Origin of the sequence: Lactobacillus mulieris, assembly GCF_007095465.1 — a bacterium.
GTDB classification, from domain to species: domain Bacteria; phylum Bacillota; class Bacilli; order Lactobacillales; family Lactobacillaceae; genus Lactobacillus; species Lactobacillus mulieris.
On the sequence record NZ_SDGL01000010.1, the window covers coordinates 22,121 to 45,403 of the forward strand.

Consider the following 23,283-nt stretch of genomic DNA (forward strand, 5'->3'; position numbering starts at 1 on the left):
AATGCCACTTGAGAATGATTTAAATAAAGTATTAGTCCTCGGAAGTGGGCCAAATATTGTGGGTAGCGTTGCTGAAATGGATGCCTATACTAATTCAGCAATTAAGGCTTTTTTAGAGGATGATATTCATGTTGTTTTAGTAAATCCCAATCCTGCAACTGTTTCAAGTGACCGGCAAAAAGGAGTTACTGTTTACCTTGAGCCGATGACTTTGGCTTTCATGAAGCGAATTTTACGAATGGAAGAACCAGATGCAATTGTAACTGCTTATGGTAGCACTAATGCATTAGCTGTCGCCAAGGAATTACTTGATGATGGCATAATTGATGACATGAAAATCAAGCTTTTGACAACCAATAAAGAGTTACTCAATTTGGTTGATCATAAAAAGCAAATTGCTTTTATGCAAAAGAATAATTTTGCAACAAGTGAATCTTGGCATTTGGTTAAAACCGATACTAGTGAAAGCATTGCTGACTTGCTTTCTCATGCTCGTTTCCCACTTTTGGTAACAAAATATCATCAATATATTCATAATGAGCATTTTAAGTTCAAAAATGTGGCTGAACTGTCTGAATTTTTCAAAACAGAAAATGATACAGAAGCAGATCATTTTAACTTAAATAATTATCGCCTAACTGAAGACTTATCTAATTGGGAAGAAGTTATTGTCGATGTTTTAAGAGATAACCGTGGTAATTTTAACTTTATTAATATTTCTTCATGCTTAGAAGATGTGGCAATTAATTCTGGAGATTCGTTAATCATTAGTCCAGCCTTAACTTTAAATAATGACCATGTTCGAAAAATTAGAAAACTAAGCAAGAAAATCATGAATAGGCTGAATATCCATGGCTTTTTGAGTATTCATTTCGCCGTTAGCCACCATGATACAGAAATTGACTTGAAAGTTTTAACATTAAAAAATCGTTTAACACGAACAAGTGTCATTGCTCGCAGAGTAGCAATGTATGATATTGGCTATGTTTTGGCTAAAATTGCCTTAGGATATAACTTTAATGAGATTGTTCAACCTTTGACAGGGCAAAATGCAGCAATTGAACCAGTTTTAGATGCGGTATCAATTAAATTCCCATATTTCTCTTTCAGCGAATCAGGATTAAATCACTATCAATTAGGTGATAGAATGCAAGCAAGTGGAGAAAGCATTGGAATTGGGCGCAATTTTGAAGCTGCCTTTTTAAAAGGATTAGAATCTAATTTTGATATTAATGGTTTACGAGATTTTTATTATTTGGGAAAGGCAAAAGATGGCCAACAATTATTGCAGCAACTAGCTCATCCCGATGAGCTACATATAATTACCTTATTAGCAGCGATCAGTAGTGGGTTAACATACACGCAAATTCATGAAGTATGTAGGTTACATCCACTTTACTTTGAAAAATTGAGCCAAGTTATTGAAGTAGGTAAACAATTAAAGAACGAGTTATCAAAAGAAGTACTTGTAACAGCTAAAAAATTAGGCTTTTCAAACACACTTATCAGTATAATCACCCAAAAAAGTTTAGAAGATATTGGTGACTTGTGCCGAAATTACCAGCTTAATTCTTCATATTTACTTTTAGATGGTAGTGCTGGTCTATATCGAGCAAATTGTTCAGTTTGCTATAGTAGTTTTGGTAGTGAAAATGAAGTTTCCCCACTTAAAGCAAATAGAAAAGTGTTAGTAATTGGTATGAAACCAATGCAAGTTTCTTTAACTAGTGAATATGATTATATGATTTATCATGCGTTGAAAACTCTAAAAGATGAGGGCATTGCTACTGTTTTAATTAGTAATAATAGTGAAGCAGTATCTACAGCATATGAACTAGTTGATCGCGTATACTTCGAACCAATTACTTTTGAAAATATCAAAAAGATTGCCCAAAAAGAGGGGATAGATGAGGTTTTAACGCAATTTTCTGGTAAAGAAATCAATCAATTAAGACCCAATCTTATCAATGCAGGATTAAAGTTATTAGGACAAGAAAACTTAATTTCTGAACTTGCTAAGCAAAAGATAAACGTAGATGAATTGCCAATTGAATTAGTACCTGGAGAGAAAATTTATACAGAAAGCCAAGCTAAAAATTTTGTTGAAAAGCACGGCTTCCCAGTTCTAATTGGGGGACGCACTCGAGAATTAAAAGTCAAGAGTGCAGTTGTTTATGATATTCCAGCGCTTGAAAAATACATTAATGAAAATGATATAGATGAGGGTACTATTTCTCGCTTTATTGAGGGGAGAAAGTACGAAGTCATCGCTATTTCTGACTCTCATAATGTAACAATTCCAGGGATTATTGAACACCTTGAGCAAACAGGCTCCCATGCTTCAGACTCAATTGCAGTTTTTCAACCACAAAATTTAAACAAAGAACAAAGAGCATTTTTAGGTAAGATGACAAAAGAAATTTTGCCACTAATACAAATGAAAGGCCTATTTACATTACATTTCTTGCAAGCAGATGGACAATTTTATTTATTGCAAGTTAAGACTTATGCAGGTCATAATTTAGCCTTTTTATCTAAGTCGTTAAACAGTGATTTAGTTGGAATTACAACTAAATGCTTATTAGGGAAGAGTTTAAAAGAATTAAACCTTCCTGAGACAATTTGGCCAGCTAGTGAATTAATCCACGTAAAAATGCCCGTATTTTCATATATTGACTATCAAAGTGGTAATACTTTTGACTCTAAAATGAAATCCTCAGCTTCAGTAATGGGGCGTGATACTTTACTTTCTAAGGCATTATATAAGGGATATGAAGGTAGTAACTTAACAATTCCAAGTTATGGCACCATTTTTATCTCAGTCCGTGATGAAGATAAGCAACGCACAATTAATCTAGCACAAAGATTTCATAGATTAGGATTTAAGTTGGTTGCTACAGAAGGGACGGCAACTATTTTAGCTGAAGCAGGAATTACGACTGGTATTGTAAAGAAAGTGCAAGAAGACCAACACAATTTATTAGAAAAGATAGCCAGTCATAAGATAGTAATGGTCATTAACGTTATTAATCTTTCAGATAATGCTAGTCAAGATGCAATTAGAATTAGAGATGTAGCTTTGAATACACATATTCCAGTTTTTTCTAGTTTACAAACTGCCGAATTAATTTTAGAAGTTCTTGAAAGTTTAGCATTAACTACTCAACCAATTTAAAAATGCTTAATACTTTTTCTATAAAAAATAAGCTTCATTTTCATAGAAAGTTCACAGATTGCAGGCATACTATAGTCAAATCTAAGATAAAGGAATGATTAATATGTCTAACAAAATTAACGATGTTGCCTTAAATAAGCAAGATATTTTGGAAAATGCTATTCCACTTGTAGCAAAGAAAAAGCATCGTTTGCTTAAATCTGTTGGCATTACGATTATAAGTTTATCAGGACTAGTAGGTCTAGGTATTTTAGGTAGAAAAAGGCGGCTATTTTAAATAGCAAATTAATGAATCTAAACTCGAAATCTAAAGAAAAATAATAAGTGAACAAAGAAGCCCTGTTCTTTGACTAGTAATTGGTTAAAGACAGGGCTTTTTAGTATGGTTTATAATAATTTTGAAACATCACTTTCTTATTTTGTTACTGTTAAATATAATATGTCATAATATATTTAAGGAGGAAGTAATATGGCACTAAAAACATATAGTACGACAATAACCGAACAATTAGAAAAAGCATCGAACAATCATTAGAAGAATATAAAGAGGAATAGGGGAAAAAGGTTAGTGCTATGTTTACTTTAAAGTTTATGTCAATCAAGTTATTGGAAGATAATCAAGATGAGTGGATATATAGTATTTATACTGATTATCAAGAAGGGCAAATAACTATTAATAAACAGACTTTTGATAGAAAACTTACCTCTTTTGAAAAAGCAAGCAAACGTGTTCAGATTAAAAAAGAAACTGTAGAATACGAAATTTACTATAGAATTGCTAAATTAATGAAAATAAAACCAGGTATTAAAAAATACTATTGGTTGCATTCTAGTAATTTTTCATTAATGCCATATGTTAACTTTATGTCAATAAAGTTATTAGAAGATACTGATAGGGAATGGATATATGAAATCTATACTGATTGCGAAGAAGGTATGGTTATAATTGATAAAGAAACCAAAATTGGAGATATTACCTCTTTTGAATTAACTAGTAAACAGCTTAATGTAAAACGAGAAACCGTAGAATTTTGGATTTATTACTGTATACTTGATTTAATGAAAACGGATCCTGGTATAGATGAATTTTATTGGATAAACGTAAAACTAGATAAAGATTGATAATACTAGATTTTTATAAAAAGATACTCAACATTTTTATTACAATGATGCATAATAATTAAAGGAATAGATTATAAAAATTATGGGACAGAGTGTTATGAAATTAGAAGTAAAAATAAGTAAAACAACAAGAAAAGAAAAGAAAAAATTATAAGTGCAATTTCTTATTCAATTTTGGGAATTATTATTTGGTACTTCTTCTTTAGAAAGTAAGAAGTTTGATTGTAATGTGTTAAGGAGAGCAAACTGTAAGATAGTATATCAGCAATGAAATAGGATATTTACTATCTTTCATTCAAAAGAAAATGCAAATTTTAAACCTAATTATAAAATGTGAAATATTAGTTGTCTTTGTATTGATTTTAGGAATTATTTTTTTATTTATAAAAGGGAAAATATATGAGCAACGTATTAAAGAAATACATCGAAGAAAAAAACATTAGTGCCTATCAAATTTCTAAAGAATCTGGGATTCCATATACGACCATCAATAATGCATTAAAAGATGGTAAAAAATTAGAGGGACAAACTGTTAAAGTGTTAAAAGCTGTAGCAATTGCAACAGATACAACACCAGGTCAATTATTTGATGAGCTAATTGAATTGGATAAAAGAGTTTAAAATAAAACTCTTTTTTATTTTGCTCCAAAAGAGATAGAGCCACTGTTCTGCTACTAATTAGTAGCAAGGTATTCTAGATATTGTTATAATAATATTATCAATAATAAATAAGGAGAGTTCAGATGGACGTTGCTGAAGCATTAGCAAGATTAAAATTTCTTGTTAGACACAACAAATTTAAAATGGTCAGGAGAACTGATAAAATGGCAATGCCAGTTTCTGTACCGCTTGCTAAAGAATTAATTAGGCAACTATCAATTGACGATTTTGTTAAGCATGAACCTAATCGTAACAATCCATTACAATTTGTATGGATATTTAAAACTGCTGATGAGCAGAAATACTATATAAAGTTTGTTTTTACAGAAAATAATAATTTAGTAGTGTTTATCAGTTTTCATCTGGATTATTAAGGAGGAAAGTTACATGGTTTACAAAAAAGATTTTTCAACAACCTACACAATCAATGGACATGAATACGCAATAACTTTTCCAGCTCTTTTTGATAGTAATACAAATGAATTGATTCCCAACAACGAATTAGATGATAAAGCTGCTGAAAAAGCCCGTCAGTTATATCGCAAAGATATGGGCCTAATTTCGCCTCAAGACTTGAAAAAGTATCGTGCAAAATTAAGTTTATCTCAGAGAAATTTAGCAGAATTAACTGGATTGAGTCCCAACACGATTGCTTTATACGAAGCAGGAGCTTTCCCAACTGCAGCAAATAATAATATACTAAAAGCTTTAATCAAAAATGATCAAGTTCTACAACAATATTTAATTGATAACTCTAATCAATATTCTGATGAATTACTTTCAAAAATAAATTCATATCTTAAAAATGAAAATAGCATTATTTCACCAGATAAAATAAAGCCTAAATATACAGCTGTTCAATTAGCTAATTGGCTACTTGTTGAAAATTATTTTGAAAGAGAGTGCAATAAGAATATTGATCCACTTTCTCAAATGAAAGTAATAAAGTTGCTTTATTTTGCATATGGGAGATATTTAGCTTCTACTAAGAATAAATTATTTTCTTCTCCAATTATCCATTTACAATATGGCCCTGTAGTTACTGAAGTACACGAGAAGTTTAAAGGACAAACTGTGTTAAACGATGAGAAAATCGAAAAAGGAGCGATTGAGGATTACAATACAGTTTCTCAAGATGAAGAAATATCAGAATTATTGCATGCGGTTAATCAAAAGTATATCGATTATACAGCAGCTGGTTTAAGCAAAATAACACATCGAAAAGGCTCTCCTTGGTCTTTAACACAAGAAAAGTTGATAATTAAGGATCAATTAATTTTTGATAGTTTTAGTAAAGGTAGAGAAGAATAATCAAAATTGAAAGTCAAAAGAGTTTGAAATAAAACTCTTTTTTATTTTACCTGTGTCAACAATCATTTTGATAGGAATACATGAGGATTATTGCTATTATGATTTCAGAAAAAATAAAAAATCAATTTAAATTTATATATATAATGGAGTATTAAACTTTTATGATTACTTTAAAGTATATGTCTATTAAATTGCTAGAAGATAATCAAGATGAGTGGGTATATAGTATTTATACTGATTATCAAGAAGGACAAATAGCTATTAATAAACATAATTTTGATGGGAAGCTTACATCTTTTAAAAAAGCTAGTGACTTACTTCGCATTGAAAAAGGAACTTTAGAATACGAGATTTATTATAGAGTTGTTAAATTAATGAAGACTAATCCGGGAATAAAAAAATACTACTGGTTGCATTCAACTAAGAAAATGGAACCGTTAGATTAAGTAACACTATAAAAAGCTCTGGCAACTGCGGTATTTCCAAAGTTGCCACAATTTTTGTGAAAACACAAGGGTAGAACATTGATATATAAGCATTCTTAGGTATAACTTCGTATAATCAATATTATGTAAAGTTATATAAAATCATCATTCAGAAAACAACTAGATTGAATTAAGTCCATATGCATATATATGCTATCAAAAATATTAATCATTAATTTCAAGCTTTTTCTATTTTTTATTCTAAGAAAAAGCTTTTATTTATAATCTATAAAATGAGTTCTACAAAATAGTTTCTTCGTAATTATATTTAGCATTATCTACTGATAATTAAAAGTATTATTAATTATGCTTCCAGGTGCAGTTGATGTTAACGTTGATGTTAACAATGTTAGATTTACTATAGTTATTTTCTAATTATTCACCTTAATAACCAACGGTTAGTTAATTGATCGTCTAATTATGCTAATCACTAGAATTGCTAACTTATAGCATATATTGTCATTCATCTACAATCTTTTATGCATATATAAACGTCCAAATAATCATTGCTGAGAGCGCAATTCTACAGCAAAAACAATTGCTTTAGTTAATAACTAATAAGCTTCAACAAATGAGTAGCAACTGCTTATTTGTACAAACCAGCTAAGTTGCAGAAAAATCTAATTACATAATTCAAAATCTAAATAAGGCATTTTCAGTTTTAATTGCTGATTCTGATAATCAATAATCAAATTTGGGTAGATATCATTCAAAATTTGATATGCAATTAAACAAACATCTAATACTTTAATTATTTGCGGACCAGAAGATTTGCTGCTACATATAATACCTAATCTTGTATTACCAGCTGTAAATTGCTATTATTAATATATTAGACTTAGCATTAAAACTATAATTTTAATGCTAGCTAGTAAAATACCTCTCTCGAAAGTACAATTTTTATGAATTTGGAGTTTTAGCCTTGGAAACAAAAAAATATTTAACATTAATTGATCAAGAATTAAATAATTTGCCTGTATTTATTCGTGAATACAACCTCAGTACTAACCATTCTCTCACTACTAGCTATCAATATTTAACCGAAATTCGTCGTTTCTTTGATTGGCTACGCCATCAATCACTTTCCCCTGCTAATTCTAATGTTGAAATATCAATAAACGACTTAAAGCAACTTACTCGTAGTGATATGATGATTTACATTGATGCTCTACGTCATAGCAAAAATCAGCAAGGTCGCTTAAATTCTCCAACAACGGTTAATCGCTCAATTAACGCTTTACGCTCATTGTTTACATTCTTAACAATTACCGCTGATAAGCCATATTTTGATCATAATATAATGCTGAAAATTCAATCTCTTAATAATTTAGAAACCTTAAATTATCGGGCGCATGTATTGGAATCTCACATGTATACGGGAAATTTAAAATATGAATTTCTTGACTTCTTATCTAATAAATATGCCAGCCTTTGTAATAAGCAAGCTTTAGCGAGTTTTAAACTAAATAAAGAACGTGATATTGCAATAATTGCCTTAATTCTTGGTACTGGAGTTCGTGTATCTGAATGCTCCTCAATTAACATATCTGACCTTAATTTAAAAGAAGCTACTTTAGATTTAACTCGTAAAGGTGGACAAAAAGATTCTATTCCTGTTGCTAGTTGGACTCTGCCATATATTTCAGCTTATGCTGAAGTTCGTACTAAACGCTATCATGCTGAAAAAAATGATAAAGCCTTCTTTTTAACTTATTATCATAAAAAAACTTCTCGAATTACTCCGAATGGTATCGAAAGATTAGTCAGCAAGTATTCTAAAGCTTTTGGTCATCCCCTTACTCCCCACAAATTACGGCACACTTTGGCTAGTGAACTGTATGGAGTTACTAAAGACCAAGTTCTTGTGGCTCAACAGCTAGGACAAAAAGGCACTACTGCTACAGATCTTTATACTCATGTCGATCAAAAAGAACAAAGAAAAGCCCTTGATCAATTAGCTGATAATCATGATAACTAGTCCCCTCTCCTACTCTGCTAGGGGAGCCCTCTTTCAAAACTTTTATTATTTTACAAGTGATATTATTTAAAGATACTAGAAAATTATGTTATATTAAGGTTGAGTTAAATAGTTGTGGGAGAACTTTTAATTCGTTTATATCCCTATTTACTTCGAATAAGATTTTAATTAGTTTTTAGGGCAGTGTTTTTATTATAGAGGGTTGTGACTTTGAATGGATATGTGTTTAGGTGCTGTAATACGTGACAGACGTAAGGCAATGAAATTAACCCAAGAAGATCTTGCTGAATTTAGTGGACTATCTGTTAACTTCATATCGAGAATTGAACGAACTGGTGACCAAAATATTTCGATTAAAAAGATTGATGCAATTGCTCAATCTTTGAATATGGACACGCCATCTTTAATTGCTGCAGCATATGGCAAAGTAGACATATCCAGTTACAAACTTAAAGGTGATGATATTTTTATTCAAAAGATTGTAACTGAATTACGAAAACTATCTACTTTTAGAGCCGAAAAAGTTTGCAAGGCAATTCTTTCGTTGGTTAAAGAAATTAATGAACCAACACGAACAAAATAAAGAAGGAAGTTGTAAAAACTCCCTTCTTTTTTGTTTGTTAATTAATTTTTCTTTGTTTTGTCACTGATGATACTTCCACCACCAACACTTTGTATTTTTATATTATTTCCTTTCTTGTATAAAATAGCGTTGCTGTATTTCATAACTTGTATGCGAGTATCAGACTTATGTTTAAATTTGTAAGTTACTTCATAACTTATTTGGCTTTCATTATTTCCAAGTGGTAAAACTTTAATAATTTTTACAGATGTAGAATATGATTTGATTTTGCTATCTTTATTAAATCCTTTAAACATTTTCTTTAAAGTCTTATAGTCGGTATTGTTCGTTGAATTTACAAAGTCATCACTAGTTATTTTCTTACTGAAGGCTTTAGCTAACAATGTTTTAGCTTCTTGAGAACTTGCTAACCCTTGCCAAGTTGGCGTATAAACGTATTTACCGTTCTTTTTCTGTAAATTACCCACTGCTTCTCCTTTTTGTGCAAAGTGGGCTAATGAAGAGCTGATTTCAGAATCAATTGTTGAATCATTATTCTCATAACTAACAAATATCTTAGTTTTACTTGTAATTGGATAATTATTTATAGTCGTTTTTCCCTGCTCGTTTAGGGTAGCTACTTTTTTGTTGTTAATATATACACTTGCATTTGGTAACGATTGAACTGTAAAAGTTAATGTTTTAATATCCATTTTTACAGTTTGATTATTGAATAATTTAATGCTCTTCGTAGAGCTCAAATCACGCCCTGATAGCTTTACATGGGTAGATAAGTTATATTGACCTACAATTAATTTATTCAAGCTTACAGCGTAGGTATTCCCCTGCTTACTCATGCTTTTGTAATTATTATTGATTTTTAATTTTGAATTAGCATGATTAGTAGTAACTGTTAATGAATATGTTGGCAAACTCAACTTGTACCTTGGAAAGACAAGCCAATACGCACCATTTTTTATTAATTTAATTGAGCTTTTATATGATTTGTTATGACTAATAGCCTTAATTAAATTATTAGTTTCAGTTGGATTATTAACTAAGAAATTTTGAAATGGTTTTAAATCGCTTTCACTAATAGCCCCAGTTTTATCACTAACAATGTATGCAGCAAAGCCTTTCTTGTTTGGATTTTCTAAATAATTAGTAATCTGAGAAAGTTGATTATCACGGCTATAATAATTCATCCCCCAGAAAGCAAAAAATAAAACAGAACAAGTTCCTAATAACAATCCAATTACAAGACGTTGCTTTCTTTTAGAAAAATTATTTTTAGGTAAATAATGGAAAATTTGCTTAAACGAATGGTTTTGATTGAACTTAATCCATTTTTGACGAAAAACCGAAAGATCAACTTTGTTTAGTAACCCATTATTATTGCGATATTTTTTAACTTTTTTAAAATCACTTCTAGTTAACAGAATGCGTTTTCTTTCAGCTTCAGAATTAGGAACAATTCTTGTTTTTTGATTTGCCCCACAATATGTGCAATAAACATCAGCCTTATTAATTTTATGTCCGCAGTTAAAACAGTAACGGATACTCAAAAAATCCAACTCCTAGTCTAGGTTATAGGTTTATTTAGAGAATATTATACTTTATTAATTGTGCAAATAAGATAATTTTTTCTTAAAAAACTGTTACAAATCTATTTGGAACAATAAAAAAACTAGCCTAGTGAAAACTAAGCTAGTTTTTTATTAATAGATTGAAATACCAACTGTATTGATATATGCACTAATAATAAGACTGGCAAATGCAAAAGTTAAAGCAATCAAAATAGCAAACAACAGTAAGAATAAAAAGCTAGCAAAAATTGGATCATGCTTAGCTTCTTCTTTACTTGAGTAAAGCATTTGGAAAGTAGCCACGGCATTAATAAATATTGAAACAAAGCCTAATATCATAGTTGCGATACTTGTCCATTCAGCTGTTGAATATGACAAAGCTACTATGATAATAACAGCTACCCAGCTAATCGCAATATGGTGGGCATAATCATTGATGAAATCTAACAACTTAACTTGCTGCTTAGGCTTGTAAATAAAGTTATGTGTAAACCAAATGATAGAAATGTATACTAAACGTGCAATAACCCCAAATATAGTAACTCCTAACATCCAAACCTTAGAAGTTAAAATACCATATAAGGCATTGAAATATGCTGATGTAGCAGCAAGATACTGTAATGCAGTATAATCTGTCTGCTTAGCAAGTAAACTAGTTAATTCAATTACTAAGATAGTTACAATTCCGAACCATACTTGACCTTTTACAGCTTGAGCAGGACTAGTAAAAGATGTTTTCAGCCAAGTTGCAAATGAGCTTGATATTTCCTTTGTATTTTCCTTAGGTTGGTTCTCCATAAAATACCTCCATCTTCAAACTATGTATAGTCTAATATAGATAGAAATAATAGACAAATAAAAAAGAAGATGTTAATTTTTCTTTTAATCATCAATTTCTTTCAAAAGAGGAAAAACTGGCTCAACCTTCAAAAACTCATCTTTAGTGATAGTAGCCTTTTCAAAGGCTAAGTTATGTCGGTTAAAGAGTAAAAAGTCTAAATAATTATTACAGCTTTCAATTAAATCATCTTTTGCTTCTAGCCCTATTAACTGCAAAATAATCAGTCCTTCAAAGAATTTAAGAACTTGAATTGATTTCTGAACCATTACTTTATTTGCTAAAAAAGACTCTGTTTTAGTTATATTGTTTGAATTCCAGCCTGCATTTTTAAGGATTAAGTTTAACACGTTAACAAGCCAATCTTTATTTGAAGGAAAAGATTGAATCGTTAATTTTAAATGTGTATCCTCAATTCCTTTCCAGTTAATCAAATATAACTGTTGTTGTTTGAGAGCTTTTTCTAACTTATCCAAAAGAAAGTTAGGTATTAATTGCAGAATTTGATCAGCCTTTTGCTCAATGGTTTGATAACTAACCTTTTCGTTATATAAATTAGATATGGCCGCAATAAACCCATTGAAGCTTTCTGATAAGTCATCGTTCAAATAGTCATCTATTAGACGTTCACACAAAAAGAATTTGGCGTCAATTTGCTCAAATAATTGCTTTGCTTGGCTTTTAAACACTTTAAAGTCTAATCTACTTGCTTCAATCTTTAACTCCCGATTGTAGTGAATTAATGGATTTCGAGAATCAATAAAAATGTATTTCCCATCACTTGTAATTATAAAGCGCTGTCCACAGGCTACTTTAGTACCCGTAAATAATGAAAAAATCAAATCAAAAAAGTTCCTTACCTGTTCAGCTTCTGATAAGGTTATAGCCGAGTTTAAGCTAATTTCTATAACTTCACTATTCCCAATAAAATGGACTTCTTTAAGGTATTGATGATTTAAGGAAATAATTTCTTCACTTTTTGGAAACCAATTCTTTAATGCTGGATAGTGAAATTGTAAAATCATATTTTCCCTCCTGATCAGATAACCTACTCCTAATCTACTATATATTTATTATTGCAAAAATTGGTAAGAAAAAACACAATGAGTTTTTCTCATTGTGTTCAGGAACTTAACTTTTACTAGGAAATTATGCATCAATTTCAGGTGCTTTACCTAATTCAGCTTGCAACATCCAAATTCTTTTTTCAGTATCAGTCTTAAAACTAGTAAAGATATCATTGCTTGAGGCATCGCCTTCCTTATCAGATATATCTATACCCTTTTGATATAAATCTGCTAAATAACGATAATCTTTTACTAAAATTTCTAATCTTTCATCCATCGTACGGTCCCAGCGACCCTTTTCGTCAGAAATCTTAGTATTATCTGCGAACTCCCGTAAAGTTGAAAAAGGGGCTCCGTCAATGGCAATTAAACGCTCAGAAACGACATCCATTTGTTCATTTAAATCATCCATAAACTTGTCCATCAAAGGGTGCAACTTCATAAAGCCACGACCACGCATGTACCAATGTGTTTGGTGAACAACGGTAATCATTTGATTCAAATCGGCAACTAATTGATTTAGCACTTTTTTAGTTTCTTGATATTTCATAATCGTACCTCCTATGAACTAAGTCCATCTTCATCATAGTCAAAAAAGTAAAAAATGTACACTGATTAGCTTAGAATAATTATAATTTATATTTTTTAGCTATTTTTCGATAATTATTTTTACTTATTAAAAAAATCTCACCATTCTCACGTGCAATGACAATGTAAACCAATTTAACTATTGTAGACTTTTTAGGAGCAATATAATCAAAGGTCAAATAATCATCATTATAATCAATTAAATCAATTTGTCCTTTAAGACCTTGAAAGAACTCGCAATTATGACAATAATCGTCAACTCTCTGTATCAATTCAGTAATTTTCATAAAAAAATCCTCCTCATAGTTAAATTACCCGCAAAAAGGAGAATATTTTTTTCAAAAATTATTTTTTAACAAAAAATGCTACCATACGGTAGCATTTACTAGCTAGCTATTTATCTAACTTAACTTTATTGATATCTTTCATCCACGTAATACCAATGGACTTTTCCCCAAGGTGAGTACCAATTACTGGACCGAATTCATCAACTTCAACTGGATTTTCTGGGAAGTTTTCATTAACCCAATTCTTGATTTCTTCTGCTTGTGTTGCATCATTTGAATGAACTACTAAGAAACGTAAATCTTTCTTGAAAGGAAGTTTATTAACTCGTTCCAAAGTTAAACTTTCAACCTTTTTAACTGCGCGCTTCATTGAACGAACTTTATCAAATGCTACGATTTTATCTGTTTCATCGTCAAAAGTTAACAAAGGTTTGATATGAAGCATAGTACCAATGAAGGCACCTGCATTGCTCAAACGGCCTCCACGGCTCAAATTATTTAGATCATCCACAATAAATAATTCATCAATCGAATCACGAATTTTATCAAGACGAGTGATAATTTCATCGGCTGATAAACCATTTTTAATCATCTTAGCAGCTGCTAAAACAAGGTAACCCATTAAACGAATAGTAATCTTGGAATCATATGGATAAAGATTATATTCAGGGTTGGTACGTGCGATATTCATTAATGTTTGGTTGAAACCAGAAATAGTTCCTGCCAAGGTAATAGTTATGATAGCGTCATACCCTTCATCATGAAGTCTATTAAAAAGACTAATCATTTCTCCCATACTTGGTTGGGATGTTTTAGGGAAAGCAGCTCCGGCATCTTGCATTCTAAATAATTGATCTGCAGTGATGTCAATGCCTTCCTTAAATTCCTTGTCACCAACAATGACAGGAATAGGTACAACTATAATATTATTATCCTTAACTTCTTCTTTAGTTAAGTAGCTAGTACTGTCGGTGATTAATGCTATTTTCACTTCAATAAGCCTTCCATCTCTAGGATTTAATTAAAGATAATTATAGCATAAATAATAATTCTAGTCGAAGCAATTATTGTATAGTTTCTTTATTTAATTCATCTAAGACCGAATCCATATGAGTTAAAAATGATTTAGTTTCTTCTTCATTCCATAGCGCATAGATTTTATCATGAATTGATGAAAGTAACTGCTTTAACTCAGAAGCTTTTAAAACACCAGCTTCATTCAAATGGACTAACTTACTTGAATCAGTTTCAGATCTGACAACATCAAGCAACTCTTTAGTTTTCTTTTGTTGTAACTGTCGACTAAGAGTAGATAAAGAAATATTTAATCCTTTTGCAAGCTCCCCCATTGTTAAAGAATCATTTTCTGTTTCATCGAAGAAAAGTAGAATTCGAGTTTGCGAAAGGTTAAGCCCCGCTTGTTCAAGAATCATTTTTTTAATCGTTTCTGCTATTTCATTGAAATGTAAAACGTCCATATTTACTCCCCATAACAAAATAGTTATCAGCATTTATAGCAAAATATCAATGGCATGCCAGTGATAATAAAATTATTATTGATATATTTACTTAATTGACTTAAATTAGTTTAATTCAATAATGCTGTTATAACAACTCTTGATTTTTTTAAGTTTCGTGGTATTTAAAATTCATGGTCCTCTTTTTTAAGATGAAATTGGTCTAGTTTTATGCGTGGGATTTCTTAATCTGGTTATATATTGTTATAATAGAAACTAGTTCTTATTTGAGGTGAGATTATGGCTTTTGATGGTCTATTTATACATAGTTTACTTAAAAATTTATCCCCTACCCTATTGACGGGACGGTTAACTAAAATTTATCAACCATTTGAACATGATTTAGTTTTAGTTTTTAGAAAAAATCGAAAAAATTACCAACTATTGTTATCAATTAATCCCCAATACCCTCGTTTTTACTTAACTAAAAACTCTTTGGCTAATCCAAAAGTTGCTCCAACCTTTGTTATGGTTTTACGTAAATATTTGGAAGGGTCTATTTTGCAAGATATCAAGCAAGTTGGGCAGGATCGGATTATCAACTTCTATTTTTCAAATCGAAATGAATTGGGAGATGAGGTTGAATTAGTTCTTTCTCTTGAACTTATGGGACGTCACAGTAACGTGATTTTATATAATAAGCAAGATAGTAAAATCATTGATCTGCTCAAAAGAGTCAATCCTGATGAAAATCGGGCACGACTACTTTTACCTAAAGCAAAGTATGAATTACCTCCCCTTAACCCTGGAATAGACGGATTTTTATTAACCAAAGAAGAGTTTAGCAAATTAGCTAGTGAAAATTCCGCATTCGATTTAGCGAAAAAAATTAATGGCTTGGATCGTGATGACCGTCTAGAATTAACTGGATACTTAGAAGATGATTATAGCTTTGAAAGTTTTAAAACTTTTTTCAATCATTTTGAGAATCCCAAGGGTTATATCTTCAGAAATAACAAACGTAAGGAAAGAATTTTTGTTTACCAGCCTTATCACTTAGACTTAACTCCTTATTCAAAAAATGAGGATATAAATCAAGCCTTAGATGAATTTTATCATGAGCAAGAAACTCGTGATTGGGTCCATCAACGGGCAAAAGTTGTCCTCAATATTGTATCTAATGAACAAAAAAAGCTTTCTAAGAAGTTAATTAAACTAAGAAAACAACTTGATCAGGCTGAAAACTCAGAGGACTACCGTATAAAGGGCGAATTGCTCAATGCTTATTTGCATTTAGTTAAAGCTGGAATGACTGAAGTTGAGGTTCCAAACTACTATGATGAAAATCGTCCGCTAAAAATCAATTTGGACCCTGCCCTTTCCCCAGCTAGAAATGCTCAAAAATATTTCACTAAATATCAAAAATTACGCAATTCGATTAAACACGTTAAAAAGCAAATCAGTCTGGCACAAGAAAATCTTGCTTATTTTGATTCAATTGAAACAGCAGTTAATAACGCTGAACCTGAAGATATTGATAGCATTACAGATGAACTTGTAGCTCAAGGCTATATTCGTCGCAATCGCAAACAAAGAAATAAAAAAATCGATGAGAAGGCGCTCAATAAGTTCAAATTATCATCAGGAAAAATTGTCCTCGTAGGTAAAAATAACTATCAAAATGACTGGTTAACCTTTAAAAAGGCCAATAAACACGATATCTGGTTTCATGTTAAGAATATGCCAGGTTCCCACGTTATTTTGACAGATAGCCAGCCTAGTGAAGAAGATATTCGTGAAGCTGCAGAAATTGCTGCGTATTTTTCAAAGGGTCGTTTTTCAGGACATGTCCAAGTAGATTATGTTGCTGATAAGCGAGTTAAAAAGCCCAATGGTGCCAAACCAGGTTTTGTAATCTACACTGGTCAAAATTCAATTGAAGTTACTCCTGAAGAAAAGAGTGTACTTTCTAAGAGAATTGACAAATAATACAGTATAAAAATTATGTTAAAAAAGGTGCTAACAACTGTTAGCACCTTTTGCTTTATTTAATAATTACTTTTTAATTGTAATACCTTCAATTACTACGTCATCATTTGGTTTATCCATATTGTTAGTTGCAACCTTAGCAATTGCATCAACAACGTCCATACCTTTAATTACTTGCCCAAAAACAGTGTGGTGGAAATCAAGCCAAGGAGTTCCACCTTGTTTGTAACGCTTAATAACTTCTTGTGGGTAACCTGCTTCGCGCATATCACGAGTATAGCGTTTTGGCATGTTTTGATTTTGAACAATGAAGAATTGACTACCATTGGTACTTGGACCTGAATTAGCCATAGAAATTGCTCCACGGAAGTTAAACAATTGTGAACTAAATTCATCTTCAAATGGGTGTCCCCAGATACTTTGACCACCAGTACCATCACCCTTAGGGTCTCCACCTTGAATCATGAAATCTTTGATTACACGGTGAAAAATCACCCCATCATAATAACCTTTTTCAGCAAGACGGACAAAGTTTTCAACTGTCATTGGAGCTTGTTTTTCAAAAAGTTGAAATTCAATCTCACCCATATTAGTTTTCATAACTACTTTTGGTCCTACAGCTTTATCAAGCTGTAATTGAGGAAATAACATTTTTTTATCTGTCATTATTTATTTTTTCCTTTCCATAAAAAATAAGACCCTCTCGAGCCTTATCTTATTCAAATTAAAGTATCAACCTTCAAAAGCTTCAGTTAATGGTGGAACAACTTGCTTCTTACGTGATACAACACCAGGTAATTCAACAGCATCATCAACTAACTTCTTATCAAATGCTTTTTCAAATAATGCCTTAGTTTCGTCACCACCGACAACAATACCTTCAGAATTACTTTCTAAGATGTCAGTTAAAACAAGAACAAACATGTCGTAACCATTTGCTTTAGAAGAAGCTTCCATTGCATTAATAAATGCAGCCTTTCTTTCCATAGCTTCTGGTAAGTCAACAGTGTTAACTTGAGCAATTCTTACAGTATGACCGTTTAATTCAAAGCTCTTAGCATCAAGATCAATTAAGTCTTCTTCACTCTTGTCAGCAATGTTAGTACCGGCTTTAAGCATTTCAAGACCGTAGCTCTTGTAATCAACACCAGCAATCTTTGCTAATGCTTCAACTGCTTGGTGATCTTTATCAGTAGTAGTTGGGCTCTTCAAAAGTAAAGTATCAGAAATAATTGCACTAAGCATGATACCAGCAATATTTTGAGGGATTTCTAACCCCTTTTCGTTGAACATTTGCCATAAAACTGTTGAAGTACAGCCTACTGGTTCATCACGGAAGTAAAGTGGTGCAGCTGTGTTGAAGTTCATAATTCTGTGGTGATCAACAACGTGAGTTACAGTAACCTTATCAATATCTGAAACAGATTGTTGTGGTTCGTTGTGGTCAACAAGCATAACAGCATCTACTTCATTAGCAGCAGTCTTGATAACACGTGGTGCTTCAAAACCAAACTTCTTGAGTGCAAATGCAGTTTCATCATTTGGTTCACCTAAAGCAACTGCTTCAGTATCAAAACCAAAGTGATTTTGGAAGTATGAGTAAGCAATTGCAGTACCAATTGCGTCAGTATCCGGATTTTGGTGTCCAAAAATTAATTCTTTTGCCATTGTATCTACCTCTTTAAAAATATCTATCTTTAGTTTACTAGAATTTTTATGTTTGTAAAACCCTAACTAAAATAATTCCGAAACATCATCTCTGCCATAATGAGTAGGCTTGCCTAAAGTTAAACTAGTGGGCTCTCCATCCCCAATCGGATCAATGACAAATGACCCGTTTGAATAACGATCTCCTAATGGAAAATCATTGGTCTTAATTGTCATAGTTCTAGCACTTGATGTTTCAACAAGTAATTCATGATTTTGCGCAAAGAGAACCACTCCAGCAATTCTATGTGGATTCTTCTTTAATTCACGTAAAACTAAGACGCCACGCTTTGCTCGGCTAACTTTATTAATTAGTTCATATTTAAACTCTTTGAAAGCTCCTCTTTGAGTGACAATTCCTAATTTCATCATGTCTAAATATTCTGGCAAAACAGTGACATAATCAACTACAAAATCATCATCTTTCAAGTTAACGCTCTTAACACCAGCTGCTCTTGCCCCACTAGTCGGAATTTCGTTAACATCATAGCGAACTGCATAAGCATGATTAGTAAATAAAGTGATTTCCTTCTTGGTATCCGGAGAAATCATTTCAACACGTACAACACGTGAAGCGGTTTCCTTTAGCTTCATTGCAATCATTGCGCGTGATTTATAAGTTCTAGTTGGCTGAATATCAGCTAGAGCTAATTGCTTAATGTAGCCATCGTTTGTAGCTAGTAAGAAGTTTAATCTAGAATCCAATTTAGCCAATTCAAAGACTGCAATAATTTGTTCATCAGTATCAAGTCCCAATTCTTGTGACAAGTGTTGTCCTGGTTCTTTCCATTTAGCTTCTACAAGCTCATGAACAGGTCTAAAAATCACATTTCCTTTATTAGTGAAGATATATAGATTAGTCAAAGTTGACATAGTCTTTTCAAAAACTACCTTGTCAAAGTCAGGTAAGCCATTTTCACTGTCATTAGTAGATTGGAAGGAACGTAAACTTGACCGCTTGAGATAACCATCACGTGATACTAATACCCGTACATCTTCTTCTGCCACTAATGCTTTTTCATCAATTTCGATTTTGGCAGTTTTACTTGAAATCTTAGTTCTACGTTCGCTGCCGAATTCTTTCTTCACTGCATTTAATTCTTTTATGATTTGTTTTTCTAATACCTTACGATCAGTTAAAAGTAAATCATAACTAGCAATTTTTTCCTCTAAATCACTCTTTTCAGCCTGTAAAGCATTAACGTCAGTATTAGTTAAGCGATAAAGTTGCAAAGAAACAATCGCTTCAGCTTGTCTTGGAGTAAAACTAAATTTATCAATAATGTTGTTTTTGGCATCAGCCTTATTTTTACTTGCTCGAATGGTCTTAATTACATCATCTAAAATATCAAGAGCATGAATCAGCCCTTCAATAATTTCAAGTCGAGCCTTGGCTTTACTCAAATCATATTTTGTCCGTTTGGTAATAACATCAGCATCATGTTCCAAATATGAACTTAAAATTCGTTTTAACCCTACTTGGACTGGTGTCATATGGTCAATTGCGACCATATTGAAACTGTATGATACTTGTAAATCGGTTGATTTAAACAGATAATTCAAAATATTTTGACTATCTGCACCCTTTTTTAATTCGATAACAATTGATAAACCATGGCGATCTGTTTCATCACGTACTTCACTGATACCATCAATTTCTTTATTTAAACGAATTTCATCAATCTTCTTAACCAAAAAGGCTTTATTGACGCCAAAAGGAATTTCGGTAACCACAATTTGTTGACGACCAGCCTTAATATCTTGAATGCTAGTCTTAGCACGCACTTGAATTCGGCCACGACCAGATTCATAAGCTTCCTTAATTCCTTTATCCCCTAGGACAATTGCTCCCGTTGGGAAGTCTGGCCCTTTAACAAATTGCATTAAATCAGCTAAAGAAGCATTAGGATGCTTTAATAAATAAATTGTCGCATCAATAACTTCAGCTAAGTTATGTGGTGGTATTTCAGTAGCATACCCTGCTGAAATACCGGTTGCTCCATTAACTAATAAATTAGGAAATTGAGCAGGTAAAACAGTTGGTTCATACTCGGTATCATCGAAGTTTAAAACCATATTAACTGTATCTTTATCAATATCAGCCAATAAATGATTAGAAATTTTGCTTAATCTTGATTCTGTATAACGCATGGCAGCTGGGCTATCGCCATCCATTGACCCATTATTACCATGCATTTCAATCAAAGGTTCACGCATCTTCCAATCTTGAGATAAGTGAACTAAGGCCCCATAAATAGAACTATCACCATGTGGGTGGAAATTACCCATGATATTACCAACTGCCTTAGCAGCTTTTTTAAATGGCTTATCAAAGGTATTATTATCCAAATACATTGCATACAAAATGCGGCGTTGAACAGGCTTTAAGCCATCTCGAATATCAGGTAAAGCACGTTCTTGAATAATGTATTTAGAGTAGCGTCCAAACCGCTCACCCATGACTTGTTCTAGCGGCATTTCCCGAATTCTCTCGGTCTTTTGCGCCATTAATTATTCCTCCTAATTTTCAGCTTCAAGGATTGAGCCTTCTTCACCCATACGGAATTTTACATTTTGTTCAATCCATTTTCTTCTTGCTTCAACTTTGTCACCCATTAAAGTTGTAACTCGTCTTTCAGCAAGTGCAGCATCATCAATCTTAACTCTAATTAACATTCTTGATTCAGGGTTCATAGTTGTTTGCCAAAGTTGATCAGCATTCATTTCCCCTAAACCTTTGAAACGTTGCAAACTATAGCCTTTACCCATAGCTTTTTCATCACGTTCTAATTCTTCATCTGTCCAAGCATATTCAATTTTAGCCTTTGCTCCATTACCTTTTTGTAAGCGATAAAGTGGAGGTAAAGCAATGTAAACTCGCCCTGCCTCAACCATTGGTCGCATATAACGATAAAAGAAAGTCAAAAGCAGAATTTGAATATGGGCTCCATCGTCGTCGGCGTCAGTCATGATGATAATTTTGTCATAATTTGCATCATCAATCTTAAATTCAGTTCCAACACCAGCTCCAATTGTATGAATCATTGTATTGATTTCTTCATTTTTGAAGATATCTTGAAGTTTTGCTTTTTGAGTATTCAGAACCTTACCACGTAAAGGTAAAATTGCTTGGAACTTTCGATCACGGCCTTGCTTAGCAGAGCCTCCGGCAGAATCACCTTCGACTAAGAACAATTCATTCTTCTTGGGATTACGTGATTGAGCTGGAGTTAATTTTCCTGATAATAGCTCTTTTTTACGACGCTTTTTACCATTACGGCTTTCATCCCGAGCTTTTTTGGCAGCTTCACGAGCATCCCGTGCCTTTTGAGCCTTCTTAACTAAAGTCTGCGCAAATTCACCATTTTCAAGTAAATAGTAGCTCATCTTTTCATAAACTAAAGCATCTACAGCACTTCTAGCCTGTGGAGTACCTAATTTACCCTTAGTTTGACCTTCAAATTCAAGCAATTCTTCCGGAACTTTTATTGAAAGAACAGCACTCAATCCTTCACGATAGTCACTACCTTCAATATTTTTTTCCTTTTCTTTGAGTAAGCCTTGCTTTTTGGCATAGTCGTTAAAAGCACGAGTAAAGCCTGAACGGGCTCCCATTTCATGAGAACCCCCATCAATGGTACGAACGTTATTTACAAAAGAAACAAAGTTTTCTGAATAACCATCATTATATTGTCCAGAAAATTCAATCTCTATTGAGTCTTGCTTTCCTTCAAAATAAAAAACATCCCCAAATGTATCTTTTCCTTCATTAAGATAAGAAACAAAAGATTTTATCCCATCAGTATAGAGAAATTCTTCATAATGATTAGGTGTCCGTTCATCTTTTAAAGTAAACTTGACCCCTTTAAGTAGGAAAGCTGATTCACGAATTCGTTCTTCAATAGTTTCGTATTTATATTTTGTTGTTGAAAAGACCCGTTCATCAGGCTTGAAAGTAATTGTTGTTCCAGTTTTATCGTTAGTTTTACCTAAATGTTTTAAACTACCGATTGGCTTTCCACCATCATGAAATTCTTCTTCATAGGCTTGTCCACCACGTACAACACGGACCTTTAAGTACGAAGACAAAGCATTAACAACACTAGAACCAACCCCATGAAGACCCCCTGAAGTTTTATAGTTCTTTTCAGTAAACTTCCCACCAGCATGCAAAACTGTAAAGATAACCTCAATTGTTGGAATTCCCGATTCATGCATCCCAGTTGGCATTCCTCGCCCAAAATCTTGAACAGTGATGCTGTTATCTTCATGAATGGTTACGTTAATTTCTTTACCATAACCAGCCATCGCTTCATCGACACTGTTATCGACAATTTCATAAACTAGCTGGTTAATACCTTTGATATCGGTAGAACCGATATACATTCCAGGTCTTTTACGAACTGCTTCTAGCCCGTGCAAAATCTGGATTGAGGAATCATCATAACTATTTGCTTTTACCAAGCTATTT

Annotated in this window: 21 protein-coding genes; 10 read left to right on the plus strand and 11 right to left on the minus strand. The window is 32.3% G+C overall.

What is annotated here, in order from left to right; genetic code table 11:
* The first annotated feature begins 1 nt into the window (after nt 1).
* From ETI37_RS05450 to ETI37_RS05490, 9 genes are all read left to right on the plus strand, one after another.
* Nucleotides 2-3,175, plus strand: a complete 3,174-nt coding sequence (locus tag ETI37_RS05450; RefSeq protein ID WP_006586710.1) for a carbamoyl phosphate synthase large subunit — start codon at nt 2-4, stop codon at nt 3,173-3,175.
* Between the two features lie 103 nt (nt 3,176-3,278).
* Entirely contained in the window at nt 3,279-3,452 is a 174-nt protein-coding gene (locus tag ETI37_RS05455; RefSeq protein ID WP_022091161.1) for a hypothetical protein, read from the plus strand.
* 296 nt (nt 3,453-3,748) lie between these two features.
* Nucleotides 3,749-4,297 (plus strand): hypothetical protein, encoded by a 549-nt coding sequence (locus tag ETI37_RS05460; RefSeq protein ID WP_006586712.1) that lies wholly within the window; start codon nt 3,749-3,751, stop codon nt 4,295-4,297.
* A gap of 399 nt (nt 4,298-4,696) precedes the next feature.
* Entirely contained in the window at nt 4,697-4,918 is a 222-nt protein-coding gene (locus ETI37_RS05465) for a helix-turn-helix domain-containing protein (RefSeq protein ID WP_006586713.1), read from the plus strand.
* A 122-nt stretch (nt 4,919-5,040) separates the two neighbouring features.
* Nucleotides 5,041-5,331 carry a type II toxin-antitoxin system MqsR family toxin gene (locus ETI37_RS05470; protein ID WP_006586714.1) on the plus strand — a complete coding sequence of 97 codons (291 nt, stop codon included), beginning with the start codon at nt 5,041-5,043 and terminating at the stop codon, nt 5,329-5,331.
* Between the two features lie 13 nt (nt 5,332-5,344).
* A complete protein-coding gene (locus tag ETI37_RS05475; protein WP_006586715.1) occupies nt 5,345-6,268 on the plus strand; it encodes a type II toxin-antitoxin system antitoxin SocA domain-containing protein in 924 nt (307 codons plus the stop codon).
* A 161-nt stretch (nt 6,269-6,429) separates the two neighbouring features.
* Nucleotides 6,430-6,714, plus strand: a complete 285-nt coding sequence (locus ETI37_RS05480) for a hypothetical protein (RefSeq protein WP_006586716.1) — start codon at nt 6,430-6,432, stop codon at nt 6,712-6,714.
* Nucleotides 6,715-7,675: 961 nt separating this feature from the next.
* Nucleotides 7,676-8,731, plus strand: coding sequence for a tyrosine recombinase XerS (gene xerS / locus ETI37_RS05485; RefSeq protein ID WP_006586717.1), 1,056 nt, complete (start codon nt 7,676-7,678; stop codon nt 8,729-8,731).
* A gap of 214 nt (nt 8,732-8,945) precedes the next feature.
* The gene (locus ETI37_RS05490) at nt 8,946-9,314 is read left to right on the plus strand and encodes a helix-turn-helix domain-containing protein (protein ID WP_006586718.1); all 369 of its coding nucleotides are present in this window, start codon (nt 8,946-8,948) and stop codon (nt 9,312-9,314) included.
* Between the two features lie 41 nt (nt 9,315-9,355).
* Here ETI37_RS05490 and ETI37_RS05495 read toward each other — a convergent pair whose 3' ends face one another.
* The 7 genes from ETI37_RS05495 to ETI37_RS05525 all read right to left on the minus strand — a co-directional run bounded on the left by ETI37_RS05495 (nt 9,356) and on the right by ETI37_RS05525 (nt 15,137).
* Entirely contained in the window at nt 9,356-10,858 is a 1,503-nt protein-coding gene (locus tag ETI37_RS05495; RefSeq protein WP_022091162.1) for a TcaA 3rd/4th domain-containing protein, read from the minus strand.
* 153 nt (nt 10,859-11,011) lie between these two features.
* Complete coding sequence (locus ETI37_RS05500) at nt 11,012-11,677, minus strand: hypothetical protein (RefSeq protein WP_006586720.1); 666 nt, start codon at nt 11,675-11,677, stop codon at nt 11,012-11,014.
* An 84-nt stretch (nt 11,678-11,761) separates the two neighbouring features.
* Nucleotides 11,762-12,742: a hypothetical protein gene (locus tag ETI37_RS05505; protein ID WP_006586721.1), complete on the minus strand. Its 981-nt coding sequence runs from the start codon at nt 12,740-12,742 to the stop codon at nt 11,762-11,764.
* Nucleotides 12,743-12,866: 124 nt separating this feature from the next.
* Entirely contained in the window at nt 12,867-13,334 is a 468-nt protein-coding gene (locus tag ETI37_RS05510; protein WP_006586722.1) for a Dps family protein, read from the minus strand.
* A gap of 79 nt (nt 13,335-13,413) precedes the next feature.
* A complete protein-coding gene (locus ETI37_RS05515) occupies nt 13,414-13,659 on the minus strand; it encodes a hypothetical protein (RefSeq protein ID WP_006586723.1) in 246 nt (81 codons plus the stop codon).
* 106 nt (nt 13,660-13,765) lie between these two features.
* Nucleotides 13,766-14,650: a DegV family protein gene (locus ETI37_RS05520; protein ID WP_006586724.1), complete on the minus strand. Its 885-nt coding sequence runs from the start codon at nt 14,648-14,650 to the stop codon at nt 13,766-13,768.
* Nucleotides 14,651-14,723: 73 nt separating this feature from the next.
* Entirely contained in the window at nt 14,724-15,137 is a 414-nt protein-coding gene (locus tag ETI37_RS05525) for a MarR family winged helix-turn-helix transcriptional regulator (RefSeq protein ID WP_006587315.1), read from the minus strand.
* 279 nt (nt 15,138-15,416) lie between these two features.
* On the opposite strand from ETI37_RS05525, the gene ETI37_RS05530 reads away from it, so the two are divergent.
* Nucleotides 15,417-17,105 (plus strand): Rqc2 family fibronectin-binding protein, encoded by a 1,689-nt coding sequence (locus tag ETI37_RS05530; protein WP_006586726.1) that lies wholly within the window; start codon nt 15,417-15,419, stop codon nt 17,103-17,105.
* Nucleotides 17,106-17,171: 66 nt separating this feature from the next.
* Here the strand turns inward: ETI37_RS05530 and ETI37_RS05535 are convergent, their stop codons facing one another.
* The 4 genes from ETI37_RS05535 to parE form a co-directional block, all read right to left on the minus strand.
* Nucleotides 17,172-17,756 (minus strand): peptidylprolyl isomerase, encoded by a 585-nt coding sequence (locus tag ETI37_RS05535; protein ID WP_034530348.1) that lies wholly within the window; start codon nt 17,754-17,756, stop codon nt 17,172-17,174.
* Nucleotides 17,757-17,837: 81 nt separating this feature from the next.
* Complete coding sequence (locus tag ETI37_RS05540) at nt 17,838-18,773, minus strand: manganese-dependent inorganic pyrophosphatase (protein WP_006586728.1); 936 nt, start codon at nt 18,771-18,773, stop codon at nt 17,838-17,840.
* 66 nt (nt 18,774-18,839) lie between these two features.
* On the minus strand, nt 18,840-21,320 hold the full coding sequence (parC, locus tag ETI37_RS05545; protein WP_006586729.1) for a DNA topoisomerase IV subunit A: 2,481 nt from the start codon (nt 21,318-21,320) through the stop codon (nt 18,840-18,842).
* Between the two features lie 12 nt (nt 21,321-21,332).
* Entirely contained in the window at nt 21,333-23,276 is a 1,944-nt protein-coding gene (gene parE, locus ETI37_RS05550) for a DNA topoisomerase IV subunit B (RefSeq protein WP_006587317.1), read from the minus strand.
* Nucleotides 23,277-23,283 lie beyond the last annotated feature (7 nt).

Bases quoted from the DNA above. Each gene is read 5' to 3' on its own strand.
- ETI37_RS05525 (WP_006587315.1), bottom strand. From the start codon at position 15,137: ATGGACGTTTTACATTTCAATGAAATAGCAGAAACGATTAAAAAAATG.
- parC (WP_006586729.1), bottom strand. From the start codon at position 21,320: ATGGCGCAAAAGACCGAGAGAATTCGGGAAATGCCGCTAGAACAAGTC.
- ETI37_RS05460 (WP_006586712.1), top strand. From the start codon at position 3,749: ATGTTTACTTTAAAGTTTATGTCAATCAAGTTATTGGAAGATAATCAA.
- ETI37_RS05475 (WP_006586715.1), top strand. From the start codon at position 5,345: ATGGTTTACAAAAAAGATTTTTCAACAACCTACACAATCAATGGACAT.
- ETI37_RS05465 (WP_006586713.1), top strand. From the start codon at position 4,697: ATGAGCAACGTATTAAAGAAATACATCGAAGAAAAAAACATTAGTGCC.
- ETI37_RS05515 (WP_006586723.1), bottom strand. From the start codon at position 13,659: ATGAAAATTACTGAATTGATACAGAGAGTTGACGATTATTGTCATAAT.
- ETI37_RS05455 (WP_022091161.1), top strand. From the start codon at position 3,279: ATGTCTAACAAAATTAACGATGTTGCCTTAAATAAGCAAGATATTTTG.
- ETI37_RS05450 (WP_006586710.1), top strand. From the start codon at position 2: ATGCCACTTGAGAATGATTTAAATAAAGTATTAGTCCTCGGAAGTGGG.
- ETI37_RS05505 (WP_006586721.1), bottom strand. From the start codon at position 12,742: ATGATTTTACAATTTCACTATCCAGCATTAAAGAATTGGTTTCCAAAA.
- ETI37_RS05480 (WP_006586716.1), top strand. From the start codon at position 6,430: ATGATTACTTTAAAGTATATGTCTATTAAATTGCTAGAAGATAATCAA.
- ETI37_RS05470 (WP_006586714.1), top strand. From the start codon at position 5,041: ATGGACGTTGCTGAAGCATTAGCAAGATTAAAATTTCTTGTTAGACAC.
- ETI37_RS05500 (WP_006586720.1), bottom strand. From the start codon at position 11,677: ATGGAGAACCAACCTAAGGAAAATACAAAGGAAATATCAAGCTCATTT.
- ETI37_RS05510 (WP_006586722.1), bottom strand. From the start codon at position 13,334: ATGAAATATCAAGAAACTAAAAAAGTGCTAAATCAATTAGTTGCCGAT.
- ETI37_RS05540 (WP_006586728.1), bottom strand. From the start codon at position 18,773: ATGGCAAAAGAATTAATTTTTGGACACCAAAATCCGGATACTGACGCA.
- ETI37_RS05535 (WP_034530348.1), bottom strand. From the start codon at position 17,756: ATGTTATTTCCTCAATTACAGCTTGATAAAGCTGTAGGACCAAAAGTA.
- ETI37_RS05490 (WP_006586718.1), top strand. From the start codon at position 8,946: ATGGATATGTGTTTAGGTGCTGTAATACGTGACAGACGTAAGGCAATG.
- ETI37_RS05530 (WP_006586726.1), top strand. From the start codon at position 15,417: ATGGCTTTTGATGGTCTATTTATACATAGTTTACTTAAAAATTTATCC.